The sequence below is a fragment of the Chryseobacterium sp. CH25 genome (assembly GCF_004119455.1).
In the GTDB taxonomy this organism is placed as follows: domain Bacteria; phylum Bacteroidota; class Bacteroidia; order Flavobacteriales; family Weeksellaceae; genus Chryseobacterium.
In genome coordinates this window covers 888,945-906,137 of record NZ_NRQT01000001.1, presented here as the reverse complement: position 1 = coordinate 906,137, position 17,193 = coordinate 888,945, and the positions used below count along the sequence as shown (strand labels likewise).

General features: G+C 33.5%; 18 protein-coding genes and 1 pseudogene. 9 read left to right on the top strand and 10 right to left on the bottom strand.

What is annotated here, in order from left to right:
• Positions 1 to 17 precede the first annotated feature (17 nt).
• A complete protein-coding gene (locus BOQ64_RS04065) occupies positions 18 to 896 on the bottom strand; it encodes a cupin-like domain-containing protein (RefSeq protein ID WP_129058318.1) in 879 nt (292 codons plus the stop codon).
• Positions 897 to 1,054: 158 nt separating this feature from the next.
• Between BOQ64_RS04065 and kbl the strand changes: the two are divergent.
• From kbl to gldG, 4 genes and pseudogenes are all read left to right on the top strand, one after another.
• Positions 1,055 to 2,250, top strand: a pseudogene (kbl, locus tag BOQ64_RS04060) (glycine C-acetyltransferase).
• Positions 2,251 to 2,441: 191 nt separating this feature from the next.
• Positions 2,442 to 2,993: a CopD family protein gene (locus BOQ64_RS04055; RefSeq protein WP_129058319.1), complete on the top strand. Its 552-nt coding sequence runs from the start codon at positions 2,442 to 2,444 to the stop codon at positions 2,991 to 2,993.
• A 64-nt stretch (positions 2,994 to 3,057) separates the two neighbouring features.
• Positions 3,058 to 3,786: an ABC transporter permease gene (locus BOQ64_RS04050; protein ID WP_129058320.1), complete on the top strand. Its 729-nt coding sequence runs from the start codon at positions 3,058 to 3,060 to the stop codon at positions 3,784 to 3,786.
• A 3-nt stretch (positions 3,787 to 3,789) separates the two neighbouring features.
• Complete coding sequence (gene gldG / locus BOQ64_RS04045; protein WP_129058321.1) at positions 3,790 to 5,460, top strand: gliding motility-associated ABC transporter substrate-binding protein GldG; 1,671 nt, start codon at positions 3,790 to 3,792, stop codon at positions 5,458 to 5,460.
• A 34-nt stretch (positions 5,461 to 5,494) separates the two neighbouring features.
• Here gldG and BOQ64_RS04040 read toward each other — a convergent pair whose 3' ends face one another.
• The 4 genes from BOQ64_RS04040 to BOQ64_RS04025 all read right to left on the bottom strand — a co-directional run bounded on the left by BOQ64_RS04040 (position 5,495) and on the right by BOQ64_RS04025 (position 9,827).
• A complete protein-coding gene (locus tag BOQ64_RS04040; RefSeq protein ID WP_129058322.1) occupies positions 5,495 to 6,655 on the bottom strand; it encodes a DGQHR domain-containing protein in 1,161 nt (386 codons plus the stop codon).
• 1 nt (position 6,656) lies between these two features.
• Positions 6,657 to 8,102 (bottom strand): hypothetical protein, encoded by a 1,446-nt coding sequence (locus BOQ64_RS04035; protein ID WP_129059640.1) that lies wholly within the window; start codon positions 8,100 to 8,102, stop codon positions 6,657 to 6,659.
• Between the two features lie 56 nt (positions 8,103 to 8,158).
• Positions 8,159 to 8,527 carry a helix-turn-helix domain-containing protein gene (locus tag BOQ64_RS04030; protein WP_129058325.1) on the bottom strand — a complete coding sequence of 123 codons (369 nt, stop codon included), beginning with the start codon at positions 8,525 to 8,527 and terminating at the stop codon, positions 8,159 to 8,161.
• 154 nt (positions 8,528 to 8,681) lie between these two features.
• The gene (locus tag BOQ64_RS04025) at positions 8,682 to 9,827 is read right to left on the bottom strand and encodes a serine hydrolase domain-containing protein (RefSeq protein ID WP_129058326.1); all 1,146 of its coding nucleotides are present in this window, start codon (positions 9,825 to 9,827) and stop codon (positions 8,682 to 8,684) included.
• Between the two features lie 232 nt (positions 9,828 to 10,059).
• Here BOQ64_RS04025 and BOQ64_RS04020 point away from each other — a divergent pair, with 232 nt between their 5' ends.
• Positions 10,060 to 11,457 (top strand): phosphatidylinositol-specific phospholipase C, encoded by a 1,398-nt coding sequence (locus BOQ64_RS04020; RefSeq protein WP_129058327.1) that lies wholly within the window; start codon positions 10,060 to 10,062, stop codon positions 11,455 to 11,457.
• 222 nt (positions 11,458 to 11,679) lie between these two features.
• Here BOQ64_RS04020 and BOQ64_RS04015 read toward each other — a convergent pair whose 3' ends face one another.
• The 3 genes from BOQ64_RS04015 to BOQ64_RS04005 all read right to left on the bottom strand — a co-directional run bounded on the left by BOQ64_RS04015 (position 11,680) and on the right by BOQ64_RS04005 (position 13,699).
• Complete coding sequence (locus tag BOQ64_RS04015) at positions 11,680 to 12,447, bottom strand: DUF2314 domain-containing protein (RefSeq protein WP_129058328.1); 768 nt, start codon at positions 12,445 to 12,447, stop codon at positions 11,680 to 11,682.
• A 424-nt stretch (positions 12,448 to 12,871) separates the two neighbouring features.
• Positions 12,872 to 13,162: a hypothetical protein gene (locus BOQ64_RS04010; protein ID WP_129058329.1), complete on the bottom strand. Its 291-nt coding sequence runs from the start codon at positions 13,160 to 13,162 to the stop codon at positions 12,872 to 12,874.
• Positions 13,163 to 13,270: 108 nt separating this feature from the next.
• A complete protein-coding gene (locus BOQ64_RS04005; protein ID WP_129058330.1) occupies positions 13,271 to 13,699 on the bottom strand; it encodes a DUF4268 domain-containing protein in 429 nt (142 codons plus the stop codon).
• A gap of 140 nt (positions 13,700 to 13,839) precedes the next feature.
• On the opposite strand from BOQ64_RS04005, the gene BOQ64_RS04000 reads away from it, so the two are divergent.
• The 4 genes from BOQ64_RS04000 (at position 13,840) to BOQ64_RS03990 (ending at position 15,727) form a co-directional block, all read left to right on the top strand.
• Complete coding sequence (locus BOQ64_RS04000; protein WP_129058331.1) at positions 13,840 to 14,247, top strand: RrF2 family transcriptional regulator; 408 nt, start codon at positions 13,840 to 13,842, stop codon at positions 14,245 to 14,247.
• An 88-nt stretch (positions 14,248 to 14,335) separates the two neighbouring features.
• Complete coding sequence (locus tag BOQ64_RS24470) at positions 14,336 to 14,467, top strand: hypothetical protein (RefSeq protein ID WP_262708729.1); 132 nt, start codon at positions 14,336 to 14,338, stop codon at positions 14,465 to 14,467.
• The gene (locus tag BOQ64_RS03995; RefSeq protein ID WP_129058332.1) at positions 14,461 to 15,348 is read left to right on the top strand and encodes a sulfite exporter TauE/SafE family protein; all 888 of its coding nucleotides are present in this window, start codon (positions 14,461 to 14,463) and stop codon (positions 15,346 to 15,348) included. Before BOQ64_RS24470 ends, BOQ64_RS03995 begins: the two co-directional genes overlap by 7 nt.
• Before the next feature lie 88 nt (positions 15,349 to 15,436).
• Positions 15,437 to 15,727, top strand: a complete 291-nt coding sequence (locus tag BOQ64_RS03990) for a putative quinol monooxygenase (protein ID WP_089733115.1) — start codon at positions 15,437 to 15,439, stop codon at positions 15,725 to 15,727.
• A gap of 76 nt (positions 15,728 to 15,803) precedes the next feature.
• On the opposite strand, the gene BOQ64_RS23680 is transcribed toward BOQ64_RS03990, so the two are convergent.
• The gene (locus BOQ64_RS23680; protein ID WP_228448212.1) at positions 15,804 to 16,052 is read right to left on the bottom strand and encodes a T9SS type A sorting domain-containing protein; all 249 of its coding nucleotides are present in this window, start codon (positions 16,050 to 16,052) and stop codon (positions 15,804 to 15,806) included.
• A 35-nt stretch (positions 16,053 to 16,087) separates the two neighbouring features.
• On the bottom strand, positions 16,088 to 17,113 hold the full coding sequence (locus tag BOQ64_RS03985; RefSeq protein WP_228448141.1) for a secretion protein: 1,026 nt from the start codon (positions 17,111 to 17,113) through the stop codon (positions 16,088 to 16,090).
• Positions 17,114 to 17,193: the final 80 nt, after the last annotated feature.

Sequence of the window (17,193 nt, the reverse complement as noted above, 5' to 3'; positions counted from 1 at the left end):
TAAAAAATAAAAAGCTTTCAGATCTGAAAGCTTTTTTGTTTTTTGAAAGCTACTGTACCTCTTCTTTTAGCAGCTTTTACCTTATATCTGAACCATTTTTCTTTAAAGACATTCCGCATGATATTGTCAAAATTTCTTGTAATGACCAGATTTTTAAAACCACGCCATTTTTCAAGAAGACTTGAAGGCAGAGCCCTTACAGAAACAGAATATCCTGCGGTTTCATACTGAATATAATGCCACCATCCGGATGGTATGTAGAGCGTATCACCAGGATGAAGAACGGCTTCATAGCCATTTAAATAAAGCAAAGCGGGATATTGCCTGTAGTCAGGAGTTTTTATATTAGGCAAGCTGTGAAAGTTATAGGGTAATTTATACATGAGGTCAGACTGTTCCCAGGGAAACAGCCAGATCCGTTTAATTCCTTCAAATTGAGTGATGAAAACATGGGACATATCAATATCAATATGATTTCGGGTGGCAGAGCCTTCACCACCAAAAAACATAAAAGGCAGCCATTTTAATATTTTACCGTTGGTAACATCATTATAAATTATGTCGTCTTTAAGTTCAGGTTTTATGCTCAGTAGGTTAAATAAGAACAAGCGATGTTCAGTAGGAGTGGAGTTTATCAGATCAAGATAATCAGAGAATGTAGTCTGTGCAATAGGCTGGCTGGCCACTCTGTCCATAGAATCCATTTCACTGCCATATATATCTGCCTTTTGATCTCCGGCTATTCTTTTGAAATATTCATAGTTCCACTTTTGGAAAGCAGGGCTTTCAGGATCTACAAAGTCTTCAATAATCACAGGTATTCTAGGTTTCATGTGGTTGGTTATAAAGTTTCTTGAAACTATTTTCTTTGTTTTCTTTACCGGAATCAAGTGCATATTCAGAAATTTTAAACAAATATAAATATTATCCTACTAAATTAGTGGACTAATAGTGTTAAAATAGAAACTTAAGATCAAATTTTAGAATTAGGTGTATAAAAGGTTTTATTTTACTGCCTTTTTAGTAAATTAGCACATCTAAAAAATTACTAAAAATGATTTCTGAAAAATACCTTCAACATTTACAGAACGAACTTCAAAATATTGAGAATGATGGACTTTACAAAAGAGAAAGAATCATCACTTCTCAGCAGAGTGCAGAAATTGAAGCAAACGGAAAAAAGCTTTTGAACTTCTGTGCGAATAATTATCTGGGATTATCTAACAATCCGGAGGTAATGAAAGCTTCTCAGGATATGATCCAGTCTCACGGTTACGGAATGTCATCTGTACGTTTCATCTGTGGAACTCAGGATATTCACAAAGAATTAGAGAAAAAGATTGCTGACTTCTTAGGATTGGAGGATACGATTCTTTATGCAGCAGCTTTTGATGCTAATGGAGGTGTTTTTGAACCTTTATTTACTGAAGAGGATGCTATTATTTCAGATGAATTGAACCACGCTTCAATTATTGATGGAGTACGTCTTTGTAAAGCTGCAAGATACCGTTATAAAAACAATAATATGGCTGATCTGGAAGCTCAGTTAATTGCTGCTTCAGAAAAAATCACCGTTTCAAAATCATCGTAACGGATGGAGTTTTCTCTATGGATGGTATTGTAGCTGACCTGAAAGGTGTTTGCGATCTTGCTGATAAATATGATGCATTGGTAATGGTTGACGATTCTCATGCAACCGGATTTATCGGAAAAACAGGAAGAGGAACTCACGAAGCTAATGAAGTAATGGGTAGAGTAGATATTATTACGTCTACATTAGGAAAAGCTTTAGGTGGTGCTTTAGGTGGATTTACTTCCGGTAAAAAAGAGATCATCGATATGTTGAGACAACGTTCTCGTCCTTACTTATTCTCCAACTCATTAGCCCCTGGAATTGTAGGAGCTGCGTTGAAAGTATTGGATATGATTTCTGATGATACTACTCTTCGTGATAAAGTAATGGAAAATGCAGACTATTTCAGAACAGAAATGAAAGCGAAAGGCTTTGATATTCCTGATGGTGATGCAGCAATTGTTCCGGTAATGCTTTATGATGCGCCGCTTTCTCAGAAAATGGCAGAAAAGTTAATGGATGAAGGCATCTATGTAATCGGATTCTTTTACCCGGTAGTACCGAAAGGAAAAGCGAGAATCAGAGTTCAACTATCTGCAGCTCATACAAAAGAGCATTTGGATAAAGCTATTGCTGCTTTTGAAAAAGTAGGAAAAGAATTGGGAGTGATTTCTTAATTTCTGAGTTAAATACAATCAATGAAATATAAGCTTCGGCTCGGGCGGCAAAGCTGCCCCGAGCCGAAGCTTTTTTATACAAGATGTACTATTGAATAACTTTTGATAGGAATATTAGCTTTTCCCAATCAAAAGAAAATTATTTTTAAAAATTATATAATAAGCTTATCTTTGCTGTTAATTTTTTCTGAATGCTTTATACAATCATCAAAGCACTGCACATTATATTTATGGTAAGTTATTTTGCGGGAATTTTTTATCTCGTGAGGATCTTCGTTTACTATAAGGATACCGATGAATTTTCTGAAGAAAAAAAGAGAATTCTGAGAGAGCAGTATACATTTATGGCCAGAAGGCTGTGGAATATTATTACCGTTCCTGCCGGAGTTATCATGGCAGTATGCGGATTGGTTATGATCTTTTTAAATCCGGGACTGATGAAAATGGGCTGGTTCCATTTAAAACTGACCTTCCTGATCGGGCTTGCCATCTACCACTACTGGTGTTGGAAAAAAGTGCTGGAATTAAAGGCATTGAATGGAAATACCCTGGAAACAGCCAACATCAAACTGAGACAGGCCAATGAAGTTGCTACATTCATTTTATTTCTGGTGGTATTCACTGTAATCTTGAAATCGATGGCAATTGAATATTGGTGGCAATTAATTGCAGGATTTTTCGTTCTTGTATTTCTGATTATGATGACTGTAAAACTCGTTAATAAGAATAAAAAAAACAAATAATTGGTTAAATAGAAGAGTAGGTGTGTTTTACATCTCTTTACTTTTTACATTTTACTAAAAAACTATGATTGCAATTTTAAAGAAAGAACTTTGGAGTTACTTTGGAAACTGGAGTGCATGGGTAATTATTGCTGCCTTCAGTTTAATAGGGACTCTTTTTCTGTTCTTTTTCGACAACGATTCCAATATTTTTGAAATCGGGGCAGCCTCGCTGCAGAGCTATTTTGTGTTGGTCCCATGGCTTTTAATGTTCATTATTCCGGCACTTTCCATGAAAACTTTTGCGGAAGAGCAACAAACAGGAACACTGAACTGGTTATTCTCACAACCACTAAAGGTTTCAGAAATGATAGGCGGAAAATTCCTGTCGGTATGGATTGTTGGGATTTTATGCCTGATTCCATCACTAATCTATCTTTATACAGTATATGTCCTGGGAGTTCCAGAGGGTAATATTGACCTTGGGATGACATTCGGGAGTTATATTGGGCTGATTATTTTAATCGCTGCATTCTCAGGGATTGGAATTTTAGCCTCTTCATTATCACAGAACCAGATTATGGCTTATCTGTTGGGCGTTTTCATGTGCTTTATCATGTATTTTGGAATCGAACAGTTGGCAAGCTATAAACTTCTTGGAGGAGCAGATTTTATCCTTCAGAATATTGGTTTTTACCAGCATTTCTTAGGATTTACAAGAGGTCTTATAGATCTGAAAGATGTGGCTTATTTTATTCTGGTCATCAGTGCATCATTAGTATTGTCTAATCATTTTATTAACAAAAAGAAGTAGATTATGAAGAAGATCAATGCTAAATCTCCGCTGGGAATTTTCTTAATTACAATTATCCCCTTGGTTATTATTCTTACCTATTCAGGTATAAGACTCGACTTAACAAAAGAAAAAAGATATACTCTTTCTGAAAGTACCATTAAAGTATTGGAATCCGTTAAAAAACCTTTAACGGTAGAAGTTTACCTTGAAGGTGATTTTCCGGCAAGCTTTAAACAGCTTCAGGGAGAAACGAAATTCATGCTGGAGGAATTCAGAAAGATTAATCCAAAGATTGATTTCAAATTCATCGATCCTATTAAAACAAAGATGTCTCAGGATACTTTGATGGCAATGGGAATGCAACCTTCAGTTCTTCCGGATGTAAAAGATGGAAAAATTTCACAAATCACACTTTTTCCGTATGCGGTTATAAAATATGACAAAAACGGAGTTTCTATTCCGTTGGTGGTACAGCAGGCTGGGATTGATGCAGACCAACAGTTAACCCGTTCTATTGAAGGTCTTGAGTATAACCTGGTTTCAAACATTAAGAATATTGCGGCCAATAAAAGGAAGAAAGTAGGTGTGCTTATTAATCAGGATGAATTAAGTCCGGATGAATTTCAGGGATTCATGCAGCTTGCTTTGGAAAATTATGATGCAGGGCCCATTATTCCTAAAAATCAGGTAGAGCTTACCCTTGAAGATATGCCTTTACTGAAGCAGATGAGTGCTTTAGTCATTGCAAAGCCAAGAAAAGCCTTCACAGATAACGAGAAAGTAATCCTTGACCAATATATCATGAATGGCGGGAAAACGCTTTGGATGATTGATGCTGTAAATGCCGAAATGGATACGCTGACAAGATCTAAAAAAGTAATGCCTTTCCCGGTGGATATCAATATGACTGATTTCTTCTTCAATTACGGATTAAGAATCAATAATGCACTGGTAAAAGATGTAAAGAAATTTGCTTTATTAAGACTGGTAACAGGAGAGGTAAGTGGTAATCCACAGTATACAAGTTTACCATGGCCTTACTATCCTCTTGGAATTGCTGAAAATAATAACCCGATCACTAAAAATATCAACCCTGTAAAATTCGAGTTCCCAACTTCAATTGATACATTGGGCGGAAGAAAGAATATTAAAACAAAAGTACTTTTTGAATCCAGTGAAAGAACATTGCTGAAACAGGTTCCAAATTATGTTGATCTGAAAGAAATTGCCACTGTAGACAGCCTTGGACAAATGGAAAAACCAAGTACTCCAAAGATCTTTGCCGTAGCATTGGAAGGAAAATTTAATTCTGCATACGCTTCAAGGATTGAAAGAAAATCTTATCCAAGCTTTAAAGCAGCAAGCCCTGAAAATAAAATGATCGTGATTGCAGACGGTGATATAGGACGAAATAAAGTCATCAAAGGAAAACCACTTCCTCTGGGAGTAGATATGCTGACGAACGAACAGTTCGGAAACGAGCAGTTCCTGAGAAACGCTTTAGATTATCTGTTAGATGACAGTAATCTGATGGAATTAAGAAACAGAAATATCGAAGAAAGACTTCTGGACAGACGAAGAATAGAAGAAGAAAGAACCAACTGGCAATGGCTGAATTTATTACTTCCATTGGTGATTATTGGTCTTATCGGAGGATTGTTCTTCTGGTTGAGAAAGAAGAAATTTGGATAACATAAAAGAAAGAGAAGCATTTTGCTTCTCTTTTTTATTCTTTTCTGATAAATTCTTCTTCGTTTTTTAATATTCGAGTAACTTTTCTAAATCCAGATTCAGAACTTATTCCACTAAGTGTTTTGCCAATTTTCCAATCGTAATCATTTAATTTACAATTGATTATTGTTTTTTCAAAATCATGTAATACTTTAGTGTCGAAGTGATTTTTGTAATTCTTTTGTAAAATTTCAGTTAATAAATAATTGATAGATTTACAACCTAGTGTTTTTTGAATGTAAAAATTAGGATCGTAAATAATAGTTTTGTATTGATTATCAATGTCCAATATTTTATGTGGGCTTAAAAATGCTTTAGGCCATCTATTTTTAACTATTAGCCATGCTTTGGAAATAAGATCTGAAATTTCAAGAGAAGCTTGTTTTGAAAAATGAATTAATTTACTTGAATCAAATCTATCTACTTCTGTTTTTTTCAATTCTAGATAACTATTAATGATTCCATAAATTGATTCGCTAAATGCTGTTACTCCAATAATTCCAATTTTGTTTTCAGAATGTATATCAATTTTTATTGCATTTTGCCAAATATTATCTTTATCATCAATTTTTTCATTCAAATTATAGGCAATATTTATTGCAATGTGAGGGTTTAATTCTTTAGTTCCAATTTTCTCTTCTAAAATACGGAAATCATATTTTGCCAATTCAATAAGATCTGTTTTTAATCTTTTAGCTTTAGAATTTATATTACTAAAAATATCTAATTCTATTGATCTTTTGTTTTTGGGAGTAACTATTATGGAGACCTGTAACTTTAAATTTAGTAATTCTATATCTGAAAGAGATGCTTTTTCAATTCCTAAGAGTCTATGCTGACCATCAACAACTCTAAAAAGAAATTCCTTTTCATCATCTAATGTTAAGAATATTAATCCATTATCATTATGAGTTATTATTCTTTCAAGTTTTTCTTCATCAATTGCCAAAATTATTGAATTAGGGAATACAAAGTTATAGGATTCAACATATTTTTTTATATTTTGGTAATGTTTTTCATCCTGTTTACGTTGATAGCCTTCTTCGTCAATACCATATATTAATGTTTTACTTTTTCTGTAAATAAGATTAAAAGGTATAACTGTAGATATAAGTCGGTAGTTTGATTGATGGTATTCAATTCCTGGAATTTTCATTTTAACCTAAAATATTAATTATTGAATTTAAATTATTTAATACATCACTGTTATCTATTGAATCTATTTTTGATAATTCAATTTTAGCCTTTTCAATATTTCCTAATACAGTATCTTTATTGATACTTGAAGTAAAAGATTCCATATCTCCTTTAAAACAATATATTGTATATAATTTTAAAATTTCAGAAATGGAATTTGTGTCTAATTCTAAGACTTCAATTGCCTCATATATTAATTTTATATCATTAAAATGGTTTGTAACATTTATCGTATTTAGTATAAATTCTTGACACCCATACTCAATACAAGTATTAAAAAATAATTTTGTAAGTTTTTCGGCTAATTCTTCATCTTGAATAACATTATTGCTTATGATCAGGTTGTTGTAAGATTTTTGTATTAATTCAAATAATGTATCTAGATATGTTTCTAAATTATCGTTAGTGATAATCGTTTCAAAACTAGAAAGAATTATTGATTCAAATACTTGTAGATCAAAATCCTTATTTCTTGATTGTATATACTTTGAATATTTTTGACATGGAAATGATAAATGATCAAACTTAATATCATTTGTTTTAAAAATATCATGATCAATATTATGAATATTGTATGTTAATGAAGCTATTTTTTTGAAATTAAAATTAATTCCATCTAATGCATTTCCAACTTTATCTGCAAATGTTTCTTCAAACTTATTTATGAATAAAATAACATCAGAATTGATTGTGAAATTATCATTGGCCTCTCTTATGTCTTGTAAGAAATCATCTATTTCAATTAATAATTTACCTACATGATTCATGGATTGTTGAGCTAAACTGCGTACAGGAGTAAGTTTATAATTTTTATAAAAAATTGCATGCTCCATATCTCCCCAAGCAGACTCTAATTTACTTTTTATTTGTAGCTCGAAATTCCAAGTTTCATATTTACATTTAAGTTTAAATATTTTTAGTCCATTTTTCATAGTTATGGGCTGAGATTGTAAATCTTCCTCATCCATGGTTATGCCCTTGTTTCTAGCATCTTGAATAAAGTTTGTAGATCCTATTAATTTGTACATATTGACAGAATCTACATTTAAATCAGTTAGAATTTTAATGCCAATTAAATCGTCAAGCTCTTTGACTTTATTTTTTAGATTAGGTTCATCAATTTGGTTTAAATCATTTAAACTTTCATAAAAATGGTTATAATCATTATTTCTAATAAGTTTTTCAGAAAAACTATCTTTTTCTTTAACTCTATAAACAAATGTATAGAATCTAAGTGTTCTAACACTATTTGTTCTTACCAAGGAATAATCTGAAGCATATTTATTGATTATTTCTTTTAGAAGGTTAACAATGATTTCTTGATTTGAGATTAGCTCTGTTCTTAATTCACTAAATTTTTTTGAAACAACTTGTATGCCCTTAATTTTTTCTTCAATAGATCTCATTAATGTTAATTTGTTATCTATGATTATTAGCTGGTACCTAAAATTTTAAAAAAAGTTTATTTAGACTTCAATTTTCTATTCTCTTCCTTCAAATTTTCAATCTGCTCTTCTAATAGCTTAATATAACTTTGTAAATTCTCTACAATAGAATTTGGAATACTGTGGAAGTTGTTAAAGTAACTACCAGCATTATCATTAAAAGTAGTATTGTCATGGTTGTTATGCACTATTTCTGTTTTCTTTTCCTCTTTGATCTCTTCTACAGGAACATCAAGTGCTTTTGCCAGTTTTTCCCATTCATCATCATATATTCTTACTTCATCATTTTCCTTTCTGGAATAATTTGAAGCATCTGTCGAGATGATTTTAGACATATATTCTTGGGTGTAACCTCTTTGCTTTCTTAGATTTCTTAGCTTTTCCATAATGACCTTTTTATTTGTGCCTTTATACAAATATAAAAAAATGATAGAGAACTTTAAATCTATTTACTGAATGTACTTTGATGCTTCTCCAACACATTCCAAATTCCATAAAAAGCATCATTTCCTTTCTTATCCGAAAAATTAGTATTAAAAATCATAATTCTTCCCAAGTTATTTTTAGGATCAAAAACATCATGGACATTACTCCCGGATCTCCGCCCGTATGACCAACGTAGCCTGTGTAACCAAATCCCATGAATATTCCTACATTATAAGATTCACTGTAAGGGTTCTGAGTATTTCTCTCTGTAAAGTTAACGGCGGAAAGCTGTGGAGTAAAGTATTCTTTGTAGCTTTTCTGATTCAGAATTGTCCCTTTTCCGTTATATCCTTTAATTAATTCGGTTAAATATTTACTTAAATCATGAATGCTGGTGATAAAACCACCATCAGGATAAGTAGCTGAAAGATAATAAGGCAGAACAGTCTTAGGGTTTTCATAAAGTCTGGAAAATTTTGAAAACTGTATCTCTTCAAACTTCCATCCTGAATCTTTCATTTGTAAAGGTTTCAGAATATATTCTTTGGTAAATGCACTGAATTCCTGGCCCGTTACCCGTTCCACAATAAAAGCGGCCAAAGCTGTTCCTACGTTGGAATATTCATAGATTTCTCCCGGTTTATGGGCAGAAAAACTGTTTGCGTTCCATTTTCCCTGTTCAGATAATACATTTTCTAAAAAAACAGACATAGTAATGGTAGAGTCTGAAGGATTGAAAACCTGTTCATCATCAAAATTAAGCTTTAAACCAGTCAGGTTTTGGCTAGGTTTCAGAAAGTAGTTTTTAGATAAATAAAATTCATTGTCAAGAATCGAAGAAGTATGAGTGGCCAATTGGCGTACTGTAATAGGGATCTGTGGAAATTTTGGATTGGAAATTTTAAATGGCAGATACTTCTGTATCGGATCATCTAAATTAAGTTTTCCCAATTCCTGAGCTTTTAAAAGAGCAATTCCAACCAAGGTTTTAGAAACAGAAGCAATATTCTGGATGGTATTTTCGGTATAAGGTTTCTTTTCTTTTACATCTGAAAAGCCAAACCCTTTCTGATAAAGCGTTGATTCATCATTAACAATAGAAACCGAAAAGCCATTGAAGTTTTCCTGTTGATATATTTTATTGATTTCCAGATCTAAAGAATCATTGATCTTATGAGAAGCAGAAGATGAATTGTTTTTCATAGTCTGGCATGAAATCAACGAAATAGAAGTCATAAAAAAGATTAATTTTTTTCTCATAAGTTTTTAATAATAAGACATTTGATCGGTATGTTTTGTTACAGAGGATAGTAGAGAATATTTAGAAAAGGTAAGCAATTTTTCAATCTTATGATCAGAATTAAGTAAAAACACCCGGCATTAAAAACACGTATTTATACGCTATGACAGCGCTTTTATTCTCTCTAATTTTGTCTTGCAGGGTAGAAAAATCTATCAGTTTTAGCAGGAAATAACACTAAATCACCATATCATGCCAACAAAACAGCACAACAGATTTCTTCTTCAGATGATGGAAGGAGTAAGCAATTTAAGAATAGTTATTACAGATCACAGTATCTCTTCAGGACAACCTTGGGAAAATACTCCGGATATTATTCAAAAGTCCGGCAATACTTGGGAAATTGATGTTCAGGCGGGAAGACACGGTACAGATACCGTTGCTCAATGGTTTAAAAGTAAAATATCTGGCGGTGATGCCATAGGCTGCAGCTCCAATGATGCTTTGCCGGGTAAACTGAACTTTGCATTTACTTGCGTTTTATCTTTTGATTATCAGAACAGACATTGCGAACTGCGCGATATCCAGATTGGCCAGGGGCACAACTCAAAATCAGAAAACAACTGGTGGATTGGTAGCAGGAATATTAAAAAAATATCAGGAACTTATATTTTAAAAACAGATGGTAACACCCATTTTAACTGTAATGTTTCGGTATCCGGTGTGAACCAGTTTTATCTTAAATTAAATGGTTCGGAGTGGATGAGCAAGTTGGATCAGAATGTATCATTGAAAGCTTTAAGTATTCCGGGAACACATGATTCAGGAACGTATAAAATTTCTTCAGCATCATTTGGAGCAAGATGTCAGAATTATGATATCAGACAGCAGTTGGAAAATGGAGTTCGCTTTTTGGATATCAGACTTGTAAATTCATCCAGTTCTTCTGATCCTTTAGATCTTTATCACGGTATTATTTCCTGTGACGTAACCTTCGGAAATGTACTGGATGCCTGCCAGGCGTTCTTAAGAGATCATCCGTCAGAAACTGTTTTAATGTCTGTAAATAATGAAAAAAGCGGGCAGGATATCTCTGATAATTTCATTAAATACCTTAAAAAATACAATTCTCTGTACTTTCAGGGAAATGCCATCCCAAATTTAAATGAAACCAAAGGAAAAATCCTTTTTTTATACAGGTTTGAGCTGAATGTTGGAAACTCAGGAATTGATAAGAACAAAGTAGGAGTGAGGTTCGGAACATGGCAGGATAACACAACTTTTGAAACCACAAATGCCAACGGACAGAAGTTCTATATTGAAGACAACTATGAAAGTTATGATACCCATAAAAAGGTAAAATATGTACAGGAAAATCTGGAACGGGCCATGCAGAAAAATGCTGGTAATGATGCTATTTTGTATGTAAGCTTTAACAGTATTGCGTTTGGAGTAGGTCATCATACTCCTTATCAGTATGCCTGGGGTGGCTTAGGCGTAGATCCGGCGATGAATCCCTGGCTAAAACAGTATACTCAGTATTCAGGGAAAAAACGGTTGGGAATAATCCCTTTAGATTTTTATAATAACGGTGGTGGAAACCCAATTGAAAATGGACTGGTTGACAATATTATCCAATCTAATCATTAATTTTAAATACAAAAGATCAAGAAGTTTTATAAAGCACTTTAGTTCACAGAAGAGGATTAAATAAAAGTTGAGTAAAGCATTATGATTCATAACTTGTATTTTACTTAAGTGTTGTAAAATTTGTAGTTATATAAAGAAAAGTACAAATAAAAAGAGAAACTTTACAGCTTCTCTTTTTATTTTTTATTCTTCTGAGTTTTTTACTTCTCTGGTTATTAATAGTTATTCCAATACCGGAATAAGATGTCCCCAGTTTAGTTGCTTAGCATAATCAAGTGCTGTTTTTCCGGTTTTGGATTGAATATTTTTATCTGCTCCAGCTTCCAATGCAGCCTTTACTGTGGTTAAATTCCCGGCAATGGTTTCTCTGTGAAGAAGACTCTGTCCATTATCATCAATTAACTTGATTTCATCCGGATATTCCTGTAAGAATTTAGCAAAATCATCTTTCATATTTCTACTCATTGGGTGTTCAACAAGGTTTTCAGGTTCTTCCTTCTGCTTATTAACAACCAGAATGTCATCGAAATCTCCGAAATCGAGCTGCCAGGCATTATCATGATCTTTTCTTTCCGAAGCAGACATATCTGAACGCATTTTTTGAATGGTAAATCCGCCATAAGCCTTTGGAAGAGGTTCAGCAGATGAAGAGAATAGCTTTGAAAGACCTTTAGGCTTCTGTACACTAGGGGTGATGGCAAAAAGCCAGTCGCTGATTTCAGTAAGAGGAATATCAATAAAATCTCCCACCTGAACGTTTCTTAAAGTATTAGGTTCGTTAATCAGATATCCGGTTACACGGTCACCGTCAAAACCAATATCATTGATCCACATGTGCTCAACATTGGGTTCTCCTGTTTCAGTTTCTTCCGAAAACATTGCTTTCACACAGGAAACATTCAATCCAGGGATAATTCTTCTGTATTCCCAAGACTGTTCACGCCAGAAATATTTAAAAGTTTCCTGTGCTTTTTTGTATGCCTCAATCATTTGCGGGTCGCTTCCGTCTGCCCAAAAATAGGATTGTCTTCCATATAAAAATAAATTGTGTTTGATGTATTTAAAGATTAGTTTTGATAAGCCTCTTTAGGAAGCAGTGCTGCTGTTTTGTAATAGCTTATATCTGCCGGACAGTGTTCCTGTAGTTCCTGAAAGGTTTCATAATCATAATGAGCCCAATTCTGTTCATTATCAGGATCTGAAGTTTTATCAATGGCAAGTTCAAGTTTGCCGTCTTCCTCATAACTGCACTCTATGGCGGCATATTTTTCTCCGTTTTTATCCAGAGTATACCAGCATTTTACAGTTCTTTCAAGCTGTGGTTCCTGAGTTTCATTGTCAATAACCTGTGAACATATGAAATTTTCAGGATCATCCGTTTTAAAGACGGTTTTGGATATTAATGGCAGCTCATCTACAGAGAGTGAGTATAGTTTATTAGTAGTAATGATAAATCCGTCGGCAGTTTCTTTTTTTTCGATGTCAAAAAATCAGATTTTTCTTTCAGGTATTCCAATACTTCATCTTCATTGTCTCCTTCCTGTAAGAAATAATTGATGTTATATATACTTTCATCGTTGATGAACTCAATTTCTTTCAGTATATCAGAATCACTTTCATAATAATATAGATGATATTCATCTAGCTTCGTGGCTTTGCTTTTGGAAATAACTTCTCCAAAAATGTTTTTGTACACTTTTCTCATTGTAAATCATGTTTAGTTTCATCTATTAGTTTAAGTGGTATAGAGCAAAGATAGTTTTCTTTTTTATCTTAACCTAAAGTGTAAAACGGTATTTATTTCATAAATATTTTAGATGTCCTTTATAAAATCCTCATATTCATAATAAAACCTTTCAAATCCATCCATTTTTTCAACGAAGAATTCAAAAATTTCCTGCCAGGTGTTCCTGTTGAATATTGAAACACCGTGCTTTTCTACCCAAATCCTGCTGATGACCTTTCCGTTTTCCAGTGTAAAATATTCTTCTTTTTGAAAATCTCCGATAAAATCTTTTAAAATATCTTCCAAAGACCATATTTTATCATAATAAGCATTACGGAAAATTTCATCTTTCATTTCGATATCAAGAGAAACCTCTACTTTTTTATTATCTGCTGAGAATTTAAATGCCAGATCCTTAACCTTAGTGTCATACAGGATCCATTTTCTTGGAAAGGATTTCCCAAAAGCTGTCCAAAATTCTTTTTTGAGTTGTTGTGCTTCTTGTTTACTGAACATAGGGCAAACATAACAATTTAATAGGAGAAAGGCAAAAAATGAAGAGCCATAAAAAGTTAAAAGAACAAGCATTGATAAGCTCTTTTGTAATTTTCTCTTTTCAGTTAAACATATTAAACAATTTTCTTATTTTTGCTGTAATGCTATCAAAAAAATCTCAATATGCGTTTAAGGCACTTTCATATCTTGTAGTAAAAAGAAATGAAGGGCCGGTTCTTATTTCCGAAATTGCGGAACACAAAAAGATACCTTTAAAGTTTTTAGAAAATATCCTGCTTGAATTGAAAAAAGCAGAGATTCTGGACAGTAAAAAAGGAAAAGGAGGAGGATACTTTCTGAGAGAAAATCCTGAAGACGTGAAGCTAGCCAAAATTATCCGACTGGTTAATGGCCCTATTGCCATGCTTCCATGCGTAAGTCTGAACTTTTATGAAAAATGTGAAGACTGCAACGAAGATCACTGCGGTTTGCATGATGTATTGATAGAGGTTCGTGACGCTTCACTGAATATTCTGGAAAAGAAAACTTTAATGGATCTGGTCGACTGACCCGATCCTTTTTTTTGAAATAATAGTCTACTTATTTTGTAGGATAATATTTTTATTGGATATTTGCAAGACTTCAAAAGAATAAATTATGATTCCAAAAGAAGATGCAGATATGACAGCCCTACAGTGGGAAGAAGAGATCCTGAATATTATTATTGCTCTGGCCAATAGCACGGGGAGTATCAAGGAAACTGAACCTACAACTTCAGAACTATGGTAATCACAAGAAAGATTCAGATAAGACTCAATGTATTGTTTGTAACGATTGCCTTGCTGTCAGTAGTTGCTTTTTCCTTATATGAATTGGGTTACTTTGATGAGCTGCAACAAATCCTGGCGAAAGATCATTATATTTTTTACTGGATGCTTTTGGTGGGAGTTTTTGCAGAAATAGTAGCCGGATCAATGGGAATGGGCTATGGAGTAATCTGTACCACTACATTAATGTTTTTGAATATTCCACCTCATATTGTAAGTGCCAGTATTCATTCTGCAGAAAGTTTTACAACGGCCGCGGGAAGTGTAAGCCATATTAAACTTAAGAATGTAAGCAAAAGTCTGGTGAAGAAACTGGCAATTCCTGCAGTTATTGGGGCAGTTATTGGAGCTGTCAGCCTTACTTATTTTGGTGAATATTATGCAAAAATTACCAAAACACTTATTGCTTTTTACACTTTATATCTTGGATTCCAGATTCTCTCTAATGCTTTTAAAGATAAACAGAGTAAAGCTCTTAAGAGGAAAACCAATCTTACCAGACTTGGGGTGATAGGAGGATTTATAGACTCTTTTGCTGGTGGAGGATGGGGACCTTTGGTTACTGGAACACTTATTAAAAATGCTTTCACTCCAAGATTCGCTGTAGGGAGTTCTACTGTTGCCAAGTTTATTCTTACCATCACGGCTGCTGTTACTTTTTTCTTTACGCTGGGAATTCAGCACTGGAATATTATTCTGGGGCTTTTAATTGGCGGAATTATCACAGCTCCTTTCTCTGCCATGCTTACAGCAAAGCTTCCGGTGAAGAAAATGTTTATCGTAATTGGAACTTTGGTAATTGTGATGAGTTCTATAACTATTTATAAATCAGTATTCAGTTAAAAATATCTTTGAAAATGTAAAAATAAAGAGGTCAAAAATAAATTTGACTTTGAAAATATTTTACTTTTACATCAATAAATATTAGAATATGAACTTACATATCATTGCACTTTTTAAGTTTAATGAAAACTATCTGATGGAAGCGGTAGAGCTTTTTCAAAACCTTGTAAAAGAAACAAGAAAAGAAGAAGGCTGTCTGCAGTATGACCTTGTTGAAGATAAAGATAATAAAGGAACATTCTTCCTGATCGAGCTTTGGGAAAGTGTTGACCATCACAACAGACACAACGGACAGGATCATTTATTAGACTTCCGTAAAGATGCTTCCAAAATTATGGAAAGTGGAGTGGAAGTGTACAAAGGATTTAAAATATACTAAACAGATAAAAGGCGGCTTCAGGATTCTGAAGGCCGCCTTTTTATTAGAAAAAATAGAAAGTATTGTGAGTAAAATATTATTTCACGATAAGTTTTTTCGTCTCTGAAGTCCCACCAAAGGTAATTTTTACCATATAATTTCCTGAAGTAAGATGAGAAAGGTTCAGATCCTGTCTGTAAAACCCGGTTTGATTGGTTAATTCAGCAGCGTATACCTTTTTTCCGGTAAGGTCATATACTTCTACACTCCCTTTATTGCTTGCTTTTTCTTTAACATCAAATAAAACAGTTACTTTTTTATCAGCCGTTGTAGGGTTCGGGTAAATTCCGAAAGAAGCTTTTTTGCTTACTTCAGTAATACCTAACGTTGCCGTGATTTTTTGTATTTGAAATACATGTTACCAGTTTGTGTACCCCCATTGGAAGTGAAATACATTCTGTAGTAATCTGATCCTTTTTTAATATAATAAACTACATCTGTATAAATCCCTGAAGTAGGTTTCCATGAGTGACCGACTGTTGTAATATTTTTGGAAAAAGAAGTAGGTAAGGCACCTGTTGCTACCTCCTGAGTTTCCGGCTTTACTTTGGCTACAGAAATATTTGGACTCTGAATAACCCCTGACATTCTGTATTTCATAGTTTGTGGGTTTCCTTGCTCATCTACATAAGGGTAATCTGTAAAATATCTGGTGAACATTAAGTCCCATGCACTTTTTGAAGGCTCCATATTAGGAACTTTTGCTCCGGAATCAAATGAAAAATAGTTGAAGAAAGCATCATCTGTTCCGTTCGCTAATGTTTTTGTTTCTGTTGGTCCCCATGCTGTACCATTCCACTTAGAATACTTAAACGTATATCCTGAAAATGCATCTTCAATAGCAAATTTAATATAAGCTCCCGATGGATATTTAAGAACAAAAATCGCTTCTCCCTGAACATGGTGGTTAACAGTATTATAAACACCCCAACCTGTAGAAGGAATATTGGGATTAGGAGCCGTAATAGGTCCCTGCTCAAAAGCTCCCTGGCTCCAGTCTGTAATTTGATCCGGGTTATAAAGAGGAGCTCCCCAAGAACTTTCATTATTGATATTAATATTATCCCATTCAGTTAGGCTGATAGCAGCTGTGTATACTTCAATATTTTTAGCATCATTAATTCTTGTTCCTGTTGTGAAAGGAGAGACTCTATAGAATGCGACATCCCACGTAGCTGCAGGTTGAGAAACAATATTTCCATCAGAAAAATTAAAGAATGAACGATTTTGGTATCCATTTCCCATTGTCATATTTGCCTGGGTGTATCCTAATGCATCTGTCTGTGCTAAAACAGTCTGTTGAACAGTTAGAGCAAGTACCGAAGCCAATAATAGTTTTGTTCTCATAATTTATTTTTAAAATTCTTATTTAGAATGATTCAACAAAAGTATGTAATTATTTTTAATCATTCTAAATAAAAACATGA

Excerpts from the sequence above, each read along its gene's own strand:
- BOQ64_RS04065 (WP_129058318.1), bottom strand. The coding sequence starts at position 896 with ATGCACTTGATTCCGGTAAAGAAAACAAAGAAAATAGTTTCAAGAAAC.
- BOQ64_RS04055 (WP_129058319.1), top strand. The coding sequence starts at position 2,442 with ATGCTTTATACAATCATCAAAGCACTGCACATTATATTTATGGTAAGT.
- BOQ64_RS04050 (WP_129058320.1), top strand. The coding sequence starts at position 3,058 with ATGATTGCAATTTTAAAGAAAGAACTTTGGAGTTACTTTGGAAACTGG.
- gldG (WP_129058321.1), top strand. The coding sequence starts at position 3,790 with ATGAAGAAGATCAATGCTAAATCTCCGCTGGGAATTTTCTTAATTACA.
- BOQ64_RS04040 (WP_129058322.1), bottom strand. The coding sequence starts at position 6,655 with ATGAAAATTCCAGGAATTGAATACCATCAATCAAACTACCGACTTATA.
- BOQ64_RS04035 (WP_129059640.1), bottom strand. The coding sequence starts at position 8,102 with ATGAGATCTATTGAAGAAAAAATTAAGGGCATACAAGTTGTTTCAAAA.
- BOQ64_RS04030 (WP_129058325.1), bottom strand. The coding sequence starts at position 8,527 with ATGGAAAAGCTAAGAAATCTAAGAAAGCAAAGAGGTTACACCCAAGAA.
- BOQ64_RS04025 (WP_129058326.1), bottom strand. The coding sequence starts at position 9,827 with ATGAGAAAAAAATTAATCTTTTTTATGACTTCTATTTCGTTGATTTCA.
- BOQ64_RS04020 (WP_129058327.1), top strand. The coding sequence starts at position 10,060 with ATGCCAACAAAACAGCACAACAGATTTCTTCTTCAGATGATGGAAGGA.
- BOQ64_RS04015 (WP_129058328.1), bottom strand. The coding sequence starts at position 12,447 with ATGATTGAGGCATACAAAAAAGCACAGGAAACTTTTAAATATTTCTGG.
- BOQ64_RS04010 (WP_129058329.1), bottom strand. The coding sequence starts at position 13,162 with ATGAGAAAAGTGTACAAAAACATTTTTGGAGAAGTTATTTCCAAAAGC.
- BOQ64_RS04005 (WP_129058330.1), bottom strand. The coding sequence starts at position 13,699 with ATGTTCAGTAAACAAGAAGCACAACAACTCAAAAAAGAATTTTGGACA.
- BOQ64_RS04000 (WP_129058331.1), top strand. The coding sequence starts at position 13,840 with ATGCTATCAAAAAAATCTCAATATGCGTTTAAGGCACTTTCATATCTT.
- BOQ64_RS24470 (WP_262708729.1), top strand. The coding sequence starts at position 14,336 with ATGATTCCAAAAGAAGATGCAGATATGACAGCCCTACAGTGGGAAGAA.
- BOQ64_RS03995 (WP_129058332.1), top strand. The coding sequence starts at position 14,461 with ATGGTAATCACAAGAAAGATTCAGATAAGACTCAATGTATTGTTTGTA.
- BOQ64_RS03990 (WP_089733115.1), top strand. The coding sequence starts at position 15,437 with ATGAACTTACATATCATTGCACTTTTTAAGTTTAATGAAAACTATCTG.
- BOQ64_RS03985 (WP_228448141.1), bottom strand. The coding sequence starts at position 17,113 with ATGAGAACAAAACTATTATTGGCTTCGGTACTTGCTCTAACTGTTCAA.